The organism is Imperialibacter sp. EC-SDR9, from assembly GCF_902498805.1.
Classification (GTDB): Bacteria; Bacteroidota; Bacteroidia; order Cytophagales; family Cyclobacteriaceae; genus Imperialibacter.
In genome coordinates this window covers 60,407-76,705 of sequence record NZ_LR701574.1, presented here as the reverse complement: position 1 = coordinate 76,705, position 16,299 = coordinate 60,407, and the positions used below count along the sequence as shown (strand labels likewise).

Below are 16,299 nucleotides of genomic sequence, written 5' to 3'. Positions count from 1 at the left end.
CCAAACATTGAACTAGCTCTCCGAAATCACAATTACTCTGTCCTTCCAGCTAAACTCTATCAGGTCTGACTTTTTCGGGTTGACCACCACTCCATAGCCCATCTCCACATTTTTTGCATCCGCCATCCGGCGGTAGCCGATAGCAATTTCATTTTGGCGGGCAGCTGACTCCAACACCGTGTAAAAATTGGTCGTCACCATGCTGTTTGCCTCCAGGGAGATATAGTCCGTAATTGGCTTGATATATATTTCAGCCCCGTCGGCGTCCAGTAGCTCTTCAAAGACACGCATCAGGTACTTGTTCTCCGCCACCTGGGTCATGAGCAAACTGAGTAGCTTATCACTCACAATGAAGTCGTCGGCACTGGTTACATCGGCCAGCTGGCGATTGCGGATATCCATCATCTCCGAAACCAGATTCACTTTTGCCGGTGCACTTTCCAGTATATTCCTGAGATGCAGAAGCGTAATAAGTGTTTGTGCGTCTGCCTCCTGCAGAGGAAAGTCGTCCTGATAGCATAGCATGATAATGTAATTGTACTGCTGGCAATTGAGCTTTTCAAGCTCTGTTCTGTCAGTCGTGTCGCTGTGCTGAAATTCCAACCGGATATTCACTAAAGCAGCCTGAAGCTTAGCCAGGCGTTCTTCGCTAAGCTTAAATTTTGAAATAATATGAACAGTGGATCCTTCATCCACATAATTATCCAATTCCCTGATCACAAGGCTAGCTTTGTGATTCCAGCCAATAACGAGAATAGACTCCACGACGCTTGGTTTTCTTTCTCTCCTCACTATCTGCTGCTCATCAATCACAAACGGCTTGCCCGAAACAACCATGGTGTCGTCATCCTCGGTAATACCAATGAGCTTATCTCCCTTTTGAATGAGTTTGTTCATCGGTGGGTTGATCAGTATCTCGACTTCGTCGGCCGACTGCATGCCAATGATAGCCGAGTCTTCATAGCTAAAAATGGCCTCTCTGAAGGTTTTGCCTATGAGTTTTGGCTCCTCCATAAAATAGATCTCGTCCCCTCCGAAATCCATCAACTCTGTGTAAACAACAGAAAGCCCCGATTGCAAACTAGTTTGCACCATCACCTTCGATACAAATTCATCCGAAAGAATCAGCTCTACTTCCTCCTTCCCTACCATCTTGGCCACCTCATAATTCTCGGTGTGCTTTATCTCAGCGGTGATGTGGTAGGGAGTTTCCCTTCTGGTATCGCTCGAGGTAATTGCCAGAATTGTCTTAATAATCTGGCTGTCTGAATTCTCATTCTCCTTGTCAAGAATAATGATTGACTTTGATCCTGAGGGATTGCCGATGTCCAGGTCATGCAGGTCAATCGGATCCCCGGTTCGACAAACAATCTTGGTGTTTTTATGGTCGGGTATTTTATCACGAATCTTGTCCTCCATCTCGATCTTGTCCTTGTCAGCCAAAATCACAATAAGAGGATGCTTCTGGTTTTCATTGGCTATTATCAGTTCAGAAACAATAGTGTAGATTTTCGAGGACCAGCCAAGAATCAACACATGGCCCTCGTCAACAATACGGGACCTTCCTTTGCGCAGTCGATCAATTTTGTCCATGATTCCATTTGAAATCAAACCAATCAGTGTACTGAGCGCTATGATGCCGTAACCCGTGACCACAAACATCCAGAACTTGTAAATCCAGTCGCCCTCATGCTCTGCCAATGTGCCAGGATCAAGCGTATGCATCAAGCCGAACCATAGTATATTGATATAGCCGTCGGGCAGGGCTTCATCGGGATGAATGTTAGCAAAAAAGAGAATGCAGGTAAAAACAGAAAGTATAACTGTAGAGAAAATAGTGAGATACGTTATGAGGGCCACCGGACCGGCCGACATCAAATTATCGAACTTATAATTTAGTTTTTCCCGAAAAGGGTAATTTTTCATTTGAAGAAACTTTTTGACAGAATTTGCCTTAGAAAAACATTTTTGTCTGCACTCTACTACTCCGAAATTCGCCACAAAGGAAAAATATCGATGGACTATACCAGCAACACAAATAACCTATCAGGCTACCGGTTAGTCTCAATATGGCATCTTGGCTACAGGAGCAGGTCACCAAAATTCCTCAAGTTCAATATGATGCAAAAATGCAAGAGCTAAAAGCTGAACTCAGGAAACTTTGGCGTCAGGCGCTGATCCTGGGAGGTGGAGAGCTGATCTCCAGAAAGTTTTGAGGTATGTGAAGAGAAGGATTTTTGAAGGTATGAACGACGATTACAAAGTCGCTGTCGAACGCTGTTGGTATGGGAGTTGACTGCTGACAGTAGACTACCTGGTGAACGACCAGGTTCCCATTTTCGCCATCCTGTTCATCGTGCTCCTGCATGGCATTTTCGATACCGAGCACTGACTCCAGAGCAAATTCCAGTATACTCTCAATATCGTTGTGGGTCAAATCCTCGGCCACATGATCAGGCTGAGCGTCCCTGCCATCGATGCTATAGTTCAGCAAATAGAGGGCGAGGAAGTAAGCGAGGAATTTGCGTGTGAATATGTAGTCCCTGACTTTCATTTTTGACTAAAATGTAAATATAGGGGATTTAGCATTGGTTAAAGAAATGGAATACCAATCTTATATTTTGTCTTCCCGAAAGGCATGAAGGGCGTTTTCGAAACTTTAACGCATGAAGTGGCCTCTCACTCCAAAAAGAGATTACTTATTCTGAGGATAGTTTTCTCGAAAGGTCACTTTTGAAAACTGGCAGATTTAGCCACCTCAATATCTCTTTCCACTTCCGGAATAAGGCTTCTCCATGAAAAGTAATCTTTCCTTTCATCCTGAAAGCCAAAAACACCGCCGACAATGTAGGGCACTTCGATGTAGTTTTTGGAGGTTACCTCCGAAAGGTCTTTCCAGGTAACAAGAGCCTCTTCCAGAGCGCTGACGGCCTGCTGTTTTTGGGAGGTGTCTCCGGTTTTTCTAAAAAGCCCAAGATAAACCCCCGCTTCTAGCTTCCTGGCGAAATAGCGGCTCAACAGTGACCAGGCCCGCAAATCATCTATTTCCTGATTGTATTCGCTGGTGTAAACTGACCCATTTGCAGCCAAAGACCTTATCAGCATGTCCGCCTCCGTCGCATTCGCAGTCAATTCGTTTGCTAAGTCCAATGGCGTCTTTTTGTTCTCGGCCACTTTTTCCTTTTCAGCCTGAATAGCCACATAATCCTTGATAGAAAGGTAGCCTGGATCCAGCACTTTACGATCCATTAGCTCTTCCAATGAAATAAAGAAGGAGGCTTTATCATCAAAACCATACCCCGGAGGCGTCACCGGCGACATAAAGCCTTCTGCGTAAAGTGTGTAGTCCCAGGTAGAGCCAAAGAACGAAGCCAGCCTTAAAGGCATCTTACTCACCAGCTTATACGCATGCAGCATCTGCCGCCCTTGATCCATCCGGTATTTTCGATTGAACTGTTCTTCAAATACCGTATCAGGCGTGTTGATATCGTACAGCAGCCTGCCCCAAAGACTGTAAAACAACCACTGCCGCTCGAAGGCGTAGTTCCAGGTGCGCCCAATTTCGGGTTTGGTGAAGTATTCGAAAGCAGGTATATAACCCTCAGAACCAATATAATACCCGTTCATGAAGTCGGCTGTATTGGTTTTGATGTGGCTACGGATAAAGTCTGGCTCGCCCCACCGGAGAATAAAGAAGTCCTCGTTGCGCACCATCCACTCTATTTTGTAGTTCTCAGGGGCCGGATTCCAATAGCCGGTATTCACGGCGCCTGACTCGCTGGCGTGGGTGATCAAAAGCTTTGGCGTTGAATGCCCGTGGCTCCAGTTGAACTTCACTTCTACCTGCACAGGATCCTGAAAATCAGCAGCATCCAGTATCCTTCTCATTTCATTGCTTGAGCCCGACAACACGGCCCTGTGCAGAAACTTCACCGGCCTGTTTGCCGCTTTCATGCCTGCTACAAACGTCTCTGCAATCCAGTCCTCCCGCTCTGCTGCTGTCATTTTTGTCATCCAGTCGGCCAGGGTTACACCGAGGCCTGACAGGTCGTCGTAGGTATCAATGACAGCGGTCACCGCCTCTCTTGTATAGTCCCTCACCACTTGCGAAGTATCGTTGAGGGTTTTCACGCCGTGGTGTTTGGCAAAAGACTCAGGCACCACAATATTCCAGTTGACAATAAATACCTCAACCCCTCTTTCTTTGGCCATACGGAACAGCCCTTTCCAGAACACCTGCCAGTCGGCCATTTCCTGATCGGTAAAAGGACTGGCTTCCGGATAGTTGGGCAACTTCACCATGTATTGAAAAGGGTGCATGTTGTACAAAGCCAGCTGATTGAAGCGGTTGTCCATCATCATATCGAGGAATGCCTCCCAAAACTTCAAATCCCGGCACGTGCTCAGGTGGTAGTCCATGCTGAGGCTTTCTCTGTAGGCATCCCAGGGCAGGTTGAACTTGATAGCCCGGACTTCCATGGATGGGTTGACCTGCCTTCCATTTATTTGGTCTGGTTTCCGACCGTTGGCAATTTCCTCGGTAAAAGCCAGGAGGCCGTACCGGGCACCCGAGAAGTCATTGGCTGAAATGATCGTCTGATTCCCACTCCAGTCTATCCGGTAGCCTTCCATTTTTAGGGTGGCATGGCCTCCAAACTCAATGATTATATCATAGTCGTCGACTCCATTGGCGGCAAGCACGTCTTTGGTCTTCACAATCAAGCGCTCCATTCCGGGAATTTCCGCCGGGTAATTGATGGTTTGGGCAGCTGCGTAAAACATCGCCAGCTGAAGGCAGAATAACAGAGTACAATTTCTCAGCATACCTGAAACTAACAAAAAAACGCCATGATTGAAGCATCATAGCGTTTTACAATTGCTTAATGATTAGAATGTCATTCCCCCGAACCGCCAAACTTCTTTTTGACTGCCTCGGCCTTAGCTTTTAGCTCAGTCATTTTGATTTTGTCGGTAACAATAGCCTTGGCCGAACCATCAAGCAATGCGGTGGCCTTCTTCACTCCCTCAGCGCATTTTGGAGCCTTGGTGCCGCACTGCGAGCTGGCCTTCGAAGCGCTCGTTCCCTCACTGGAAAGTTGCTTCGAGTCCGCATCCAGGGATTTGTAGGAGCCTTCGAGGTCTTTGAACCTGGTGAGCAGGCCATCGATAGCACTCTCGTCCTCCTCCTTTGACGCTTTATCAACATCTCCATCCAGCTTTGCCAGGGTCGAAGACAGCCCCTTTTGTTTGCCAGCAAACTCAGTAACGGAGGCAATGTATTTGTCGATAGTAGCATTGCCGAATTTTTCGGTTTTAGTACCATCATCCTGCCCAATGGCCAGGTGGGCAGTGAGGGACAATAAAATAACAGAAAAAAATGTTTTCATAGTTTTAAAAATCATTGGTTGATGAAAGCTACGCAAAAGCCTCAGAATATCTTGCGTCAGTGAAAAGAAAATATATGTGCTTTCGCCTGAATAACTTTTCGTTACTTTTCTACGACAACTGCCTCATATTGCCCAACCTTATCCAATTTAAAAGTAATGTAGCCACTGTTCATGCTGTATTCTACCGGTTGCCGACCTGCCATGGTAAAAATGCGTCCCGGTTGAAAGTCGCAGCGTATCCTGAATTCCAAATCCCTTACCTCCAAAGGCTCAAAAAACGTATTGCCACTAAACCCTGTAATATTCACCAGATGCAAAATGACGCCGTCTTCGTCCTGGCTACCAAAGTTTTCAGGTGTATTCTCCACATATTTTTGCAACACGGCTTCTACTCTCGGGTGAGCATTGGTCGTTAGCAAATCACTGATGTTAGGCTCCAGGTAATTGATCATATCAAGCAGTATTTGCTTATGCTCCTCATAGCCATGTATATAATACAGTCTGCCCAGGTTGATGGGCATCAAAACAGCTTTGCTTGCTGGATGATGTTTCACAGCAACGGCCTTGTAGCCTGTGGGCTCATGGCCACCTATTTTCTCCGGAGGGCCAGGCCTGCCGGGTGTATAAATGGGCAAATAAGTCTCGTCGGCCTGGTCAAAATTATAAAAGCCCAGATTAAACTTAAACATAATAAGACTCTGTAAATCAAAGCTTTTAAAGATTGACTTGTTGTCAGGGGCCAGGTAATATCCCGCTCCATCATGATTTGGCTGAATAGCCTTTGCACCAAACAGTTCAAGCAACGCATCCGGGTTGCCGCTCAACGACTGATTGGTAGCAATCAGGTGTGTGCCGCCTGCAACTGCTGCCTTAATTACAGCTAGAGCCTGCTCATCCAGGTTTACAATTTCCGGTAGAATGATCACTTTGTAGCCTTTCATCTTATCTCCCAGCTTCGACAATTGGGCATCTTCTATGAGGTCAAATTGAAGGTGAGCCTCCTTCAGCATTAGCTGAATGCCTCTGTATTCTTGCATAGGCTTTCCACCAGGCCAATAGCCCGGCGATACTAGGGCGATTTCGGCCGGGGAAACATAATGGCCATAGTATTTTTCGAAAGCCTTGTGGTGAGCATATACCTCCCTGAATACGGCATAGCTTCTTTCGTCTTCATTCCCCTGAAAGTCGCCCATAATGCTCATGTCGAGCCCTGAGCCGTTGGCTATGTTTTGATACAGCCTGATGGCCGACTCCTCAGGTTCCACGGCGTTGTACCTCGACTGAAAAGAAATCTGTTGGATACTTGCGTTGCTTACGATGTGGTCAGGGTAGCTGTTTTCTACATTGTTGACATTGTCAGAGGCCGAATAGGGCCAGTAAGGCAGGCCACTTGGGTGCGACTCATGTCTGATGATGTCAACATAATTCCCCATATACGTGCAAATGGCGATCTGCTCATTTTTTGCCTTGACCACGTTGTGTAGTCGCTTCATCAGGTCGTCCACAGTGAATTTCTTGAACTCCTGGTATTTTTGAAACGCCGGATCTTTGTCGTCCTCGACCAACGGCAGCTTCATGCCGCTGTACGCCATAAACCGCTCTTTATCGTAGGGATTTTGGTCTATGCCGTGATAAACACCTTCATAAGCATTTCGTGTTTGATAACCCGGCATGTTAATAAAAATGCCATCGATAGGATACATATCTATCACTTCACCCACTATGTCGAACAGGACTTGCTGCTCATACGGGGCATTGATGGAAATCACATACATATCGTCGTTCCTGATCCGCTCTCCTTTTGGCGACAAATAAAACCAATCAGGATGCCTGTAAAAAATGCTCTCGTGCGCCCGGCTGAAATCAAACCTGACAATCACTCGGATATCGTTATCATGGCATTTACTGATTACGTCACCCAGCATATTTTCATTCATAAAAGGGTTCGTGTACTGGTCTTCCAGTTTGGTGGGGTAAAAGGCCATAATGCCACCGGCATTGATGATCAACGTATTCACTGAGAAGCCTTTGAGGTCATTGATAAGAGAGTCAACATTAAGATCAGCCTCATAGGCAGGGAGATTGGTCTGCATAGTGCGAAGGTTATTCGCCTTCCACCAGGGAATTGAGTCGGGCCAGGTGGTTGTCTCCTGCGCTTCTTTTGTTACCTGCCTGCTACAGGAAAGTGTGAGCGCCAGGGAAAAAAAGCATGCTACATAGATGGCATTCTTCATTTGAAAAAGGGGTTTCTTAAAAGTAGGGCAATATAGCTCTTTGTGGGGAAGTGATTCAATTGATACTTGCCTGTGGACTTTTTAGCATTAAACAATGTTGCCTAATCGCTAAATTGGGCCTGCTTTTTTGAGTAGTTTATCGATTCATACCACAAACCCATCGAAAAAATGTCAGCTTATTAAAAACGATTGCTTATTTTACCATTGAGCAAATACCTGACCTAGTGACTTATCTTTTGAAATTGGCTTCTCACGCCCGAACTTTCCTTCTGCTACTTGCCTTCGCACTTGTTTTCCCTTTTGCCGCATTGGCACAAAACCCGGGCGGTGTTTCCACTGGCCTCAATCTTTGGCTTAAAGCCGATGCCAGCGTCTATTTCGATGGAGGAACAACCCTGGCCACCAATGGCCAAACCACCACTCAATGGAATGATCAGTCGCCTTCATCTAACAATCTCAGTCAATCCACACTAGCCAATAGGCCCATATACCGAACACGGGTTGCCAACTTCAACCCAGTACTCACCTTCTCCAAAAACCAATTTCTTGATGTGACAGCAACATTCGGCATTGGCTCTACGAGCGACTATACCTACTTCATCGTTTTTGAACCCAATAGCATTACGACGGGAGGAACCACTGATGGAAGTGGCGACTACATCATTGACAGGACTACCGGTACAAATGATTTAACCAGCCTCAAATTCATTGCAGGCCCCAACCTGCTTTATCAAACCCGTTATAACAACGGGAGCGGCCTTGGCGGCCCTACCAGGTCGGTGTCGGCAGGAAACAGGTACATTGCCGAATACCATAGAGACTACAATGTTGAATTTGGCTTAAGCCTCAATGGCGGCACTAAAACCACCATTGCCAGCAACACGAATGCCCTCACTCCGCCGGACATGCGGCTTGGGCGACATGCCACAACCACCAACGGTGGGCTGGATGGCGATATTGCAGAAGTAATAGTGTATTCGCAGTATCCGTCAGCTACAGATTTTCTGAAAATCAACAGCTACCTGGCCATTAAATACGGCATTGGGCTGGATCAGACAACTCCTCAGAACTACATTGCGTCGAACGGAACAACAATATTCGACGCCGTGTCGGCTTACTCGGCTTATAGCAGTGGCGTCGCTGGGATCGGCAGAGATGACGCTTCGGGCTTGAGCCAGACGAGGTCTATCAACGACGGCGATCAACTGATTGTAGAAAAAGGAGGAATCTTTTCCAGCGACTTTGATTTTCTCGTGTGGGGAAATGACGGTGCCCCCACTACAACAACCCTGACCAATATCCACCCCAGCTACAGCTACAGAATCGAAAGAATCTGGCGAGCTGACCTGACAGGCACACCGGGCGCTGTTTCAGTCAGGTTCCTTTTAACAGGTGGCATTGGAAATTCGGGAGATGAAACAGATTACGCACTGCTCATTAAGAATTCAGATACCGATTTTAGTACTGGCGTTACCCCACATACTACAGGTGCAGTCATATCAGGTGATACGCTCACCTTCACTGGCGTTACCTTTAGCGAGGGCGATTACTTTACCCTGGCCACTAATCTTGTCACCCCTAACCCAGGTGGCCCTGTAGGAGCCCTGAAACTTTGGCTGAGTGTTACCAACAACACCAACTGCATCTCCGACGGCTGCACCATTACCTCATGGGGAGATAGAAGCCTGAACAGCTATTCGGTTTCTGTTGTCAATAACCCCATTTACAGTGCTGACCAAATCAATTTCAACCCAGCGATTGAAACCTCCAACGACTACTTCAATGTTTCCGGAGTGAACCTCGATTTCACGCAGGGCTTTGAAATGTTCTGGGTCGGCCGGTTCGACGATGGCGACGGGGCCATCTTCGCCTGGAACGTCGGCACCGATAATCATGCCTTGCTCATGGATCATCTCGGCCCATATGGCACACTTTTGGGCGCAGGTGGCAGCTGGATCGGTCTTGCCGACCCTACGGCCTATTATGGTGAAAAACTGGCCGACAACGATCCCGTAATAGGTAGAATCGATCATTTGGGCAATGGAAGTGCTGTGAGTATCCATAGTAATGGCGGTAGTGCGCTGTTATCTGGAAATGCGACCTACAGCAACTCAGGAGCTAACAACTTCCGAATAGGAGCCAGAAGCAGTGGTACACAATTTTACAATGGGCTGATTAGTGAGGTGTTAGTGTACAACTCCACTATGACCGAAGAGGAAAAAGCCCAGATAGAGTCGATGCTGGCGGTGAAATATGGAATAACAAGGACGGGCGTGGATGATGGAGCAACTGCACTGATAGACGAACGTGACTACATAGCTAACAATGGCACCGTTATTTGGGACTACTCCAGCAACAATGCCTATCACAACAATGTGGCAGGAATAGGAAGGGATTATCCGGCAGGGCTGAATCAAACTAAATCCAAAAGCGAAAGTGCGGGAAGTGTTTTGACGATGGACAATGGTGGCGGATTCAGCGCTAATTATGACTACCTCGTATGGGGCAACGATAACGCAGCCCTGGAAAGCACCGGCTCCACCGACTTGCCTTCGGGAATAGTGTCGAGACTGGAGAGAGTTTGGCTTGCTCAAAAAACCGGAACCATCGGAACCGTGAATCTTGAATTTGATATGATCAGCGTGGAAGGCTCGGCTGGCCCTGGCACAAATGACCTTTCATATACTGCCTTACTGGTTGACGATGATGGCGACTTTACAAATGCTTCAATCGTCTATCCTTTTTCCTACGATAATACGGCACAAACAGTGTCCTTTGATAATGACTTCAGTGCGGGATCGGAATTCTATTTCACAGTGGGTAGCACAGATTTGAGTGAGGCTCCTCTACCTATAGAGTTGTTAAGCTTTGTAATAAAAGAAGAGAATGGCAACGTGAAGCTGGAGTGGGAAACGGCCACAGAAACGAATAACGACTTTTTCTCTGTGGAGCGGTCTGCCGACGGTTTAGCCTATAAAGAAATAAAACGAGTGAACGGTGCTGGCAACTCCGAAAAGGTGCTAAACTACCTGTATTACGACACAAATCCGCTGCCAGGCACCTCCTACTATCGGCTAAAACAAACAGACTTTGATGGCACTTTTACCTATTCAGAGGTCAGAAAAGCTACCTTTGAAAATAAGCTCCAGTCGGTCACCATTTTCCCGAACCCTGCAAGAGATGAAGTCCATATACGTGGGTTAAAAAGTATTGATAAGACACAAGCGAAAGTCTTCCGGCTGTCCGGAGAGCTGTTGGCTATTCCGTTCTCCATCCAGGGCGACGATCTTGTGGCTGATGTTAGAAAGCTGCCGCCGGGCATCTTCGTCCTTTATATTACTTCGCCTGAAAATAACAGAGTCTTCAAACTGATTAAAAAGTAGCACCACCGCTTAATTCTCTGATTGTCGATTGGTTCTTTCTACGGGAAAGCTCCGCTCATCTTTTCCCGTCTCCCGGTCTTCCAAAAATGGCTTTTCCATCTCTTCGATTTCGCTATCTTTCAATTTGCCTTAGCAACCATAGAAAACAACTTAACCATGAAAAGACTAGCGTTCCCTTTACTGCTATTGACTTTTGCAGTGACCGCCCTCGCACAACGAAAAGCCCAGACAACCCAACCTCCAAAAACCATTGACCAAAAGTATTTCTCGGAAATGAAATACAGGTCAGTTGGCCCCTCCAGAGGCGGAAGAGCTACTGCAGTAGCTGGCATACCTCAAAATCCTTTCACCTTCTACATGGGATCGCAAGGGGGCGGCGTTTGGAAAACGGACGACGCAGGCTGGAACTGGGAAAACATTACCGATGGCCAGTTTCAGGTGGGCTCTATTGGTGCTATTACCGTGGCTCCTTCCGACCCAAATGTGATCTACGTCGGCACAGGCTCTGCCTGTCTCAGAGGCAATGTTTCGCCTGGCATCGGTGTGTACAAAACCATGGACGAAGGGAAAACCTGGGATTTTATTGGGTTGCCCAATGCCGGGCAGATCGGCAAAATTATCATACATCCCTCTAACCCGGACGTGGCCATGGTAGCGGCGCTTGGCAACGCCTTTGGTCCTAACCCAGACCGGGGCGTATATAAAACGACTGATGGCGGGAAAAACTGGGAGAAAACCCTTTTCGTCAGCGACAGCACAGGTGCAATTGACATTGAAATGAATCCCGCCAACCCTCGCATCATGTATGCGGCGATGTGGCGGGCCGACCGCAAGCCATGGGCCATGACCGACGGCGGTATGGAAGGCGGCATCTGGAAGTCCAAAGACATGGGCGAGACCTGGGAAAAGCTGGAAGGCGGACTGCCAACTGGCCTTCTTGGCCGTATTGGACTGGCCATTTCACCTGCTCAACCTGATCGTGTTTGGGCACTGATACAAACGGCCGACGAAAGCAAAGGCGGGGTGTACCGAACCGATGATGCCGGTAATTCCTGGAAGAAAATCAATCGGGATCATGAACTTCGCCAACGAGGCTGGTACTATACCCATATCACCGCCGACCCTAAAGATCCCAATACGGTTTACGTCAACAACGTGGGCTTCTACAAATCGATTGACGGTGGCAAAACATTCGATACCCGCATAAGAGTGCCGCATGGCGATAACCACGGCCTCTGGATCAATCCCGACAATACGGACATCATGATCCATTGCAACGATGGTGGTGCTACAGTTTCCATCAACGGAGGCAAAAGCTGGTCGCACCAGCAAAACCAACCTACTTCAGAGTTCTACAGGGTAACTGTCGATAATCAGTTTCCCTACCGCCTGTACGCCGGCCAGCAGGACAACACCACCATCTCCGTTCCCTCCTACTCATCCGGCTCCCTCACTGATACCGAAGAGTGGTTCGGTGTTGGCGGCGGCGAATCAGCTGATGTGGCAGTCGATCCAACAAACCCAGACATCATCTACGCAACAAGCTATAGCGGCGAGATCACTTTCTACAACAAAAAGACCGGCGAAATGCGCCAGGTAACGGCCTACCCTCACTACACGGAAGGTACAGAGCAAAGAAAGCTCAAATACCGCTGGCAGTGGAATTTTCCTGTGCTGATTTCAAAATTTAACACAAACGTCATTTACGACGGCTCCAACTATGTGCACAAATCAACCAACAAAGGGCAGTCGTGGGATGTGATAAGCCCGGATCTTACCACTAAGTTCGCTGAAACGTTGGGTATCCCTGGTGGCCCTATTCAGCACGACGGCACTGGCGTGGAGGTGTACTCAAGCATTTTTGCACTGGAGGAGTCACCCTTCAATGAAGGCGAGCTGTGGGCTGGTTCAGACGATGGGCTGGTGCACATCACCAGAGACGGCGGCAAGTCGTGGAAAAACATCACCCCTCCGGGCATGCCTGCTATGGGCACTGTGAACAAGATTGAGTTGTCGTCTCATCAGGCCGGGCGGGCGTTTGTGGCTGTGTACAAATACCGCAGGAAGGATTTCAGTCCTTACATTTTCATGACAAACGATTTTGGCGCTACCTGGTCGACACTGACCAATGGCAAAAACGGCATACCTGCCAATCACTTCGTGCGTGCCGTTGCTGAAGACCCTGACAGAAAAGGGCTCCTCTACGCCGGCACAGAATTCGGTATGTACATGTCCTTCGATGAGGGTAAAAACTGGCAGCCGTTTCAGCTTAATTTACCCGTAACGCCCATTACCGATATGGAGGTGCATGAGAAAGACCTTGTCATCAGCACCCAGGGCCGGGCTTTCTGGATACTGGACGACCTGACGCCACTACATCAGCTCAACGATGCCCTGATGGCAAAGGATGCCTTCCTTTATAAGCCGAGAGACACCTACCGAACCAATGTAGGAGGCTGGAACGGGCGGTCAGCAGATATCAACTTCTTTGTGAGTAATACCGACGACAAAGTCACTTTAGAAATAATGGATGCCAAAGGTGTCACGCCGGTAGTTTACTCAAGCAAGCCCGACAAGGCTAAGGGAGAAAAAGAGCTCGAAATAAAAGAAGGCATGAACAGCCTGTCGTGGAACCTGATGTACCCCGGCCCGAAAATGGCTGACAACTTTATGGCGATGGTGTTCAGCGCCAACAGAACGCCAGGCCCAAAAGCTGTGCCTGGCACCTACTCCGTGAAACTAAAGGCTGGAGACTATTCCCAAACCGAGACCTTTGAGTTAAAGGCAGACCCTCGCTGGCCTCACATTACAACAGCCGACTACCAGGCCCAATTTGATCTCGCTTCCGAAATGACCGACTACATCACCAAAAGCCAGGATTTGATCAGAAACATGAGGGCGATCAGGGAGCAGGCAAAGGCTATTGCAGAAAGGTCGGAAAAAGCTGGCTATTCGTCCGAAATTAAAGATAAGGCAGCAGCGCTGAATAAGAAGCTGACCGAAGCAGAAGATGCTATCTTCCAAAATCAGATTGAAACCAGCCAGGACGAAATTAATTTTGAGAGGAAGTTCACTAACCACATCGCCAGGCTTTACGGTGTGGTGATTGACGATCACAATAAACCAACGGCAGGCATGCTCGAGCGCTACGACGATCTCAAAAAACAGTTTATTGAACTGAGAAAGCCGTATGATGAAGTATTGACGACTGACTTCCCTGCTTTCAATAAGTTGCTGGAAAAAGAAAACGTGCCCAGAATAATTACAGAGAAATAGAAACAAAAAAGCCTGGACGATACCAGGCTTTTTTTATGTTTTATCCTTTCGGTTCGTCTTTATTGACTCTCAGTTCCCGGCCGTCGATAACAAGCCCCTTGAAGCTGTTCGCCACTTTGCCGGCGCTCTTGGCGTCCACTTCGAAAAACGAATGGCTCTTGTTGAGTTGGATCTGCCCAATATCGTCCTTTCTTAGTTTCGTCTGGTCACAAATGAATTTGAGCAATTCTCCCTTATTCACCTGATCCATGCTTCCGATGTTGATGAAAAAGCGATCCATACCCTTACCTGCTGGTCCCGAACCAGTTTCACTATTTGTCCGTTCCCGTCTCTCCGACCTCACTGGCCGGTCGTTGCTCTCAGATCTCACAGGCCTGTCACTTCTTTCAGGTCTCGAAGGCCTTTCAGGTCTGGCTGGCTTGTCAAAGCCACGATCAGGGCGGTCGCTTCGCCTGTCGGGACGCTCGTCTCTGCGGTCGCTTCTTCTTTCGCTGCCGAAATCGTTACGATCTCTCCTGCCATCTCTTTCACGGCGGTCACCCCGGCGTTCCATGCCCCGGTCATTGCCACGCTCATTACCCCGATCACCGGTACGATCGTCGTTCAGGTTCTTGTCCGATACTTCTTTATAGCCAATGAGCTCCATTTGTCTGGACAATAGCTTGGCAAGCAAGGTTTCCTGGTTCATCTCAGCAAACATGGCTACCACCTTTTCGTGAATTTTGATGTCGAGGCTTTCGTTTACCTCAGTTTCCATTACTTTGTCAGCCCAGTGCTCAAGCCTGCTATTCAATATCTGGCTGACTGCCGGCACCTGCACCTTTTTCATCCCAATGCCCAGCTTCTTTTCAATGAAGCGAATCTTACGGATGTCATGGTGCGTGATCAACGCAAGAGAAATACCAGTTTTACCCGCCCTTGCTGTTCTACCACTCCGGTGAGTATAATATTCCGAATCATCGGGAAGCGAATAATGAATCACATGGCTCAAATCGCTGACATCAATGCCCCTGGCAGCCACATCAGTAGCTATCAACAAGCGTACGGCATGGGCTTTGAATTTCTTCATTACCTGATCACGCTGTTGTTGTGATAGGTCACCGTGAATTGCTTCGGCGTGGTAGCCACTTTGTGTAAGCTCAACTGCCAGGTTCTGAGTATCAATTTTAGTACGGCAAAAAACGATACCCAGCATATCCGGCTGAAAATCGATAAATCGGCGTAGTACTTCAGCTTTGTCAGACGCCCTGATCACCGCATACTGATGTTCGATATTGGTATTCACCACGTTACCCGACTGCACCGAAACCTCTACCGGATCCTTCATGAACTTCTTGATCAGCGATCTGATTTCACGAGGCATGGTAGCCGAAAAAAGCCAGGTGGCTTTCTCTTCAGGCGTATGAGACAAAATGGCGTCAATGTCTTCCTTAAAGCCCATGTTGAGCATTTCGTCCGCTTCATCAAGGACAACAATGTCAATGGTCTCAATTTTCACCACCTTTCTGTCAATAAGGTCGATGAGTCTGCCGGGAGTTGCCACAATGATCTGCACTCCGGCTTTTATGGCTTTTATCTGAGGGCCAATTGGCGCTCCACCATAGACTGTCTGAATACGTAAATTGGGATAATACTTGGCAAATGCTACAAGCTGTGCCGCAATCTGCTGACACAACTCACGTGTGGGCGCTATTATCAACGCCTGTGTGGTAAGATCACTACTATCCACATGATCCAACAGCGGCAAACCAAAAGCCGCAGTTTTTCCTGTTCCCGTTTGAGCAAGGCCAATAAAATCGATAGGCTCACTTATTAATAACGGAATGGACTGTTGTTGGATGGGAGAAGGAGATTCAAACCCCAATTCGGGAAGAACCCTTAGCAAGGGCTCTGATAACCCAAGCTCAGAAAATATACTCATTAAAACTTAATATAGATTAAGCTGCAAAGGTACAGCAAATTATTTGGAGTTGTGCTATTGAGTATAGCTCGTAGCAAATATTATTCTGGGATCCGCAC

At 47.7% G+C, this 16,299-nt stretch carries 8 protein-coding genes; 2 read left to right on the top strand and 6 right to left on the bottom strand.

Features of this window, described 5'->3' with window-relative positions; translation table 11 throughout:
* Positions 1-12: 12 nt before the first annotated feature.
* The 5 genes from GC130_RS01765 to GC130_RS01745 all read right to left on the bottom strand — a co-directional run bounded on the left by GC130_RS01765 (position 13) and on the right by GC130_RS01745 (position 7,621).
* Positions 13-1,926, bottom strand: coding sequence for a potassium transporter TrkA (locus tag GC130_RS01765; RefSeq protein WP_151996534.1), 1,914 nt, complete (start codon positions 1,924-1,926; stop codon positions 13-15).
* 241 nt (positions 1,927-2,167) lie between these two features.
* Positions 2,168-2,554: a hypothetical protein gene (locus GC130_RS01760; RefSeq protein WP_151996533.1), complete on the bottom strand. Its 387-nt coding sequence runs from the start codon at positions 2,552-2,554 to the stop codon at positions 2,168-2,170.
* A gap of 173 nt (positions 2,555-2,727) precedes the next feature.
* Entirely contained in the window at positions 2,728-4,782 is a 2,055-nt protein-coding gene (locus tag GC130_RS01755) for a hypothetical protein (protein ID WP_151996532.1), read from the bottom strand.
* Positions 4,783-4,895: 113 nt separating this feature from the next.
* On the bottom strand, positions 4,896-5,387 hold the full coding sequence (locus GC130_RS01750; protein WP_151996531.1) for a hypothetical protein: 492 nt from the start codon (positions 5,385-5,387) through the stop codon (positions 4,896-4,898).
* Positions 5,388-5,488: 101 nt separating this feature from the next.
* Positions 5,489-7,621, bottom strand: coding sequence for an alpha-amylase family protein (locus GC130_RS01745; RefSeq protein ID WP_151996530.1), 2,133 nt, complete (start codon positions 7,619-7,621; stop codon positions 5,489-5,491).
* A gap of 224 nt (positions 7,622-7,845) precedes the next feature.
* On the opposite strand from GC130_RS01745, the gene GC130_RS01740 reads away from it, so the two are divergent.
* Positions 7,846-11,004 (top strand): T9SS type A sorting domain-containing protein, encoded by a 3,159-nt coding sequence (locus GC130_RS01740; protein WP_151996529.1) that lies wholly within the window; start codon positions 7,846-7,848, stop codon positions 11,002-11,004.
* 156 nt (positions 11,005-11,160) lie between these two features.
* Complete coding sequence (locus GC130_RS01735) at positions 11,161-14,280, top strand: glycosyl hydrolase (RefSeq protein ID WP_151996528.1); 3,120 nt, start codon at positions 11,161-11,163, stop codon at positions 14,278-14,280.
* Between the two features lie 40 nt (positions 14,281-14,320).
* Here the strand turns inward: GC130_RS01735 and GC130_RS28505 are convergent, their stop codons facing one another.
* Positions 14,321-16,201, bottom strand: a complete 1,881-nt coding sequence (locus tag GC130_RS28505) for a DEAD/DEAH box helicase (protein ID WP_193217730.1) — start codon at positions 16,199-16,201, stop codon at positions 14,321-14,323.
* Between the last annotated feature and the right edge of the window lie 98 nt (positions 16,202-16,299).

What these genes read in the sequence shown, in the direction of transcription:
- GC130_RS01765 (WP_151996534.1), bottom strand. Translation starts at nt 1,926, where the DNA reads ATGAAAAATTACCCTTTTCGGGAAAAACTAAATTATAAGTTCGATAAT.
- GC130_RS01760 (WP_151996533.1), bottom strand. Translation starts at nt 2,554, where the DNA reads ATGAAAGTCAGGGACTACATATTCACACGCAAATTCCTCGCTTACTTC.
- GC130_RS01755 (WP_151996532.1), bottom strand. Translation starts at nt 4,782, where the DNA reads ATGTTTTACGCAGCTGCCCAAACCATCAATTACCCGGCGGAAATTCCC.
- GC130_RS01750 (WP_151996531.1), bottom strand. Translation starts at nt 5,387, where the DNA reads ATGAAAACATTTTTTTCTGTTATTTTATTGTCCCTCACTGCCCACCTG.
- GC130_RS01745 (WP_151996530.1), bottom strand. Translation starts at nt 7,621, where the DNA reads ATGAAGAATGCCATCTATGTAGCATGCTTTTTTTCCCTGGCGCTCACA.
- GC130_RS01735 (WP_151996528.1), top strand. Translation starts at nt 11,161, where the DNA reads ATGAAAAGACTAGCGTTCCCTTTACTGCTATTGACTTTTGCAGTGACC.
- GC130_RS28505 (WP_193217730.1), bottom strand. Translation starts at nt 16,201, where the DNA reads ATGAGTATATTTTCTGAGCTTGGGTTATCAGAGCCCTTGCTAAGGGTT.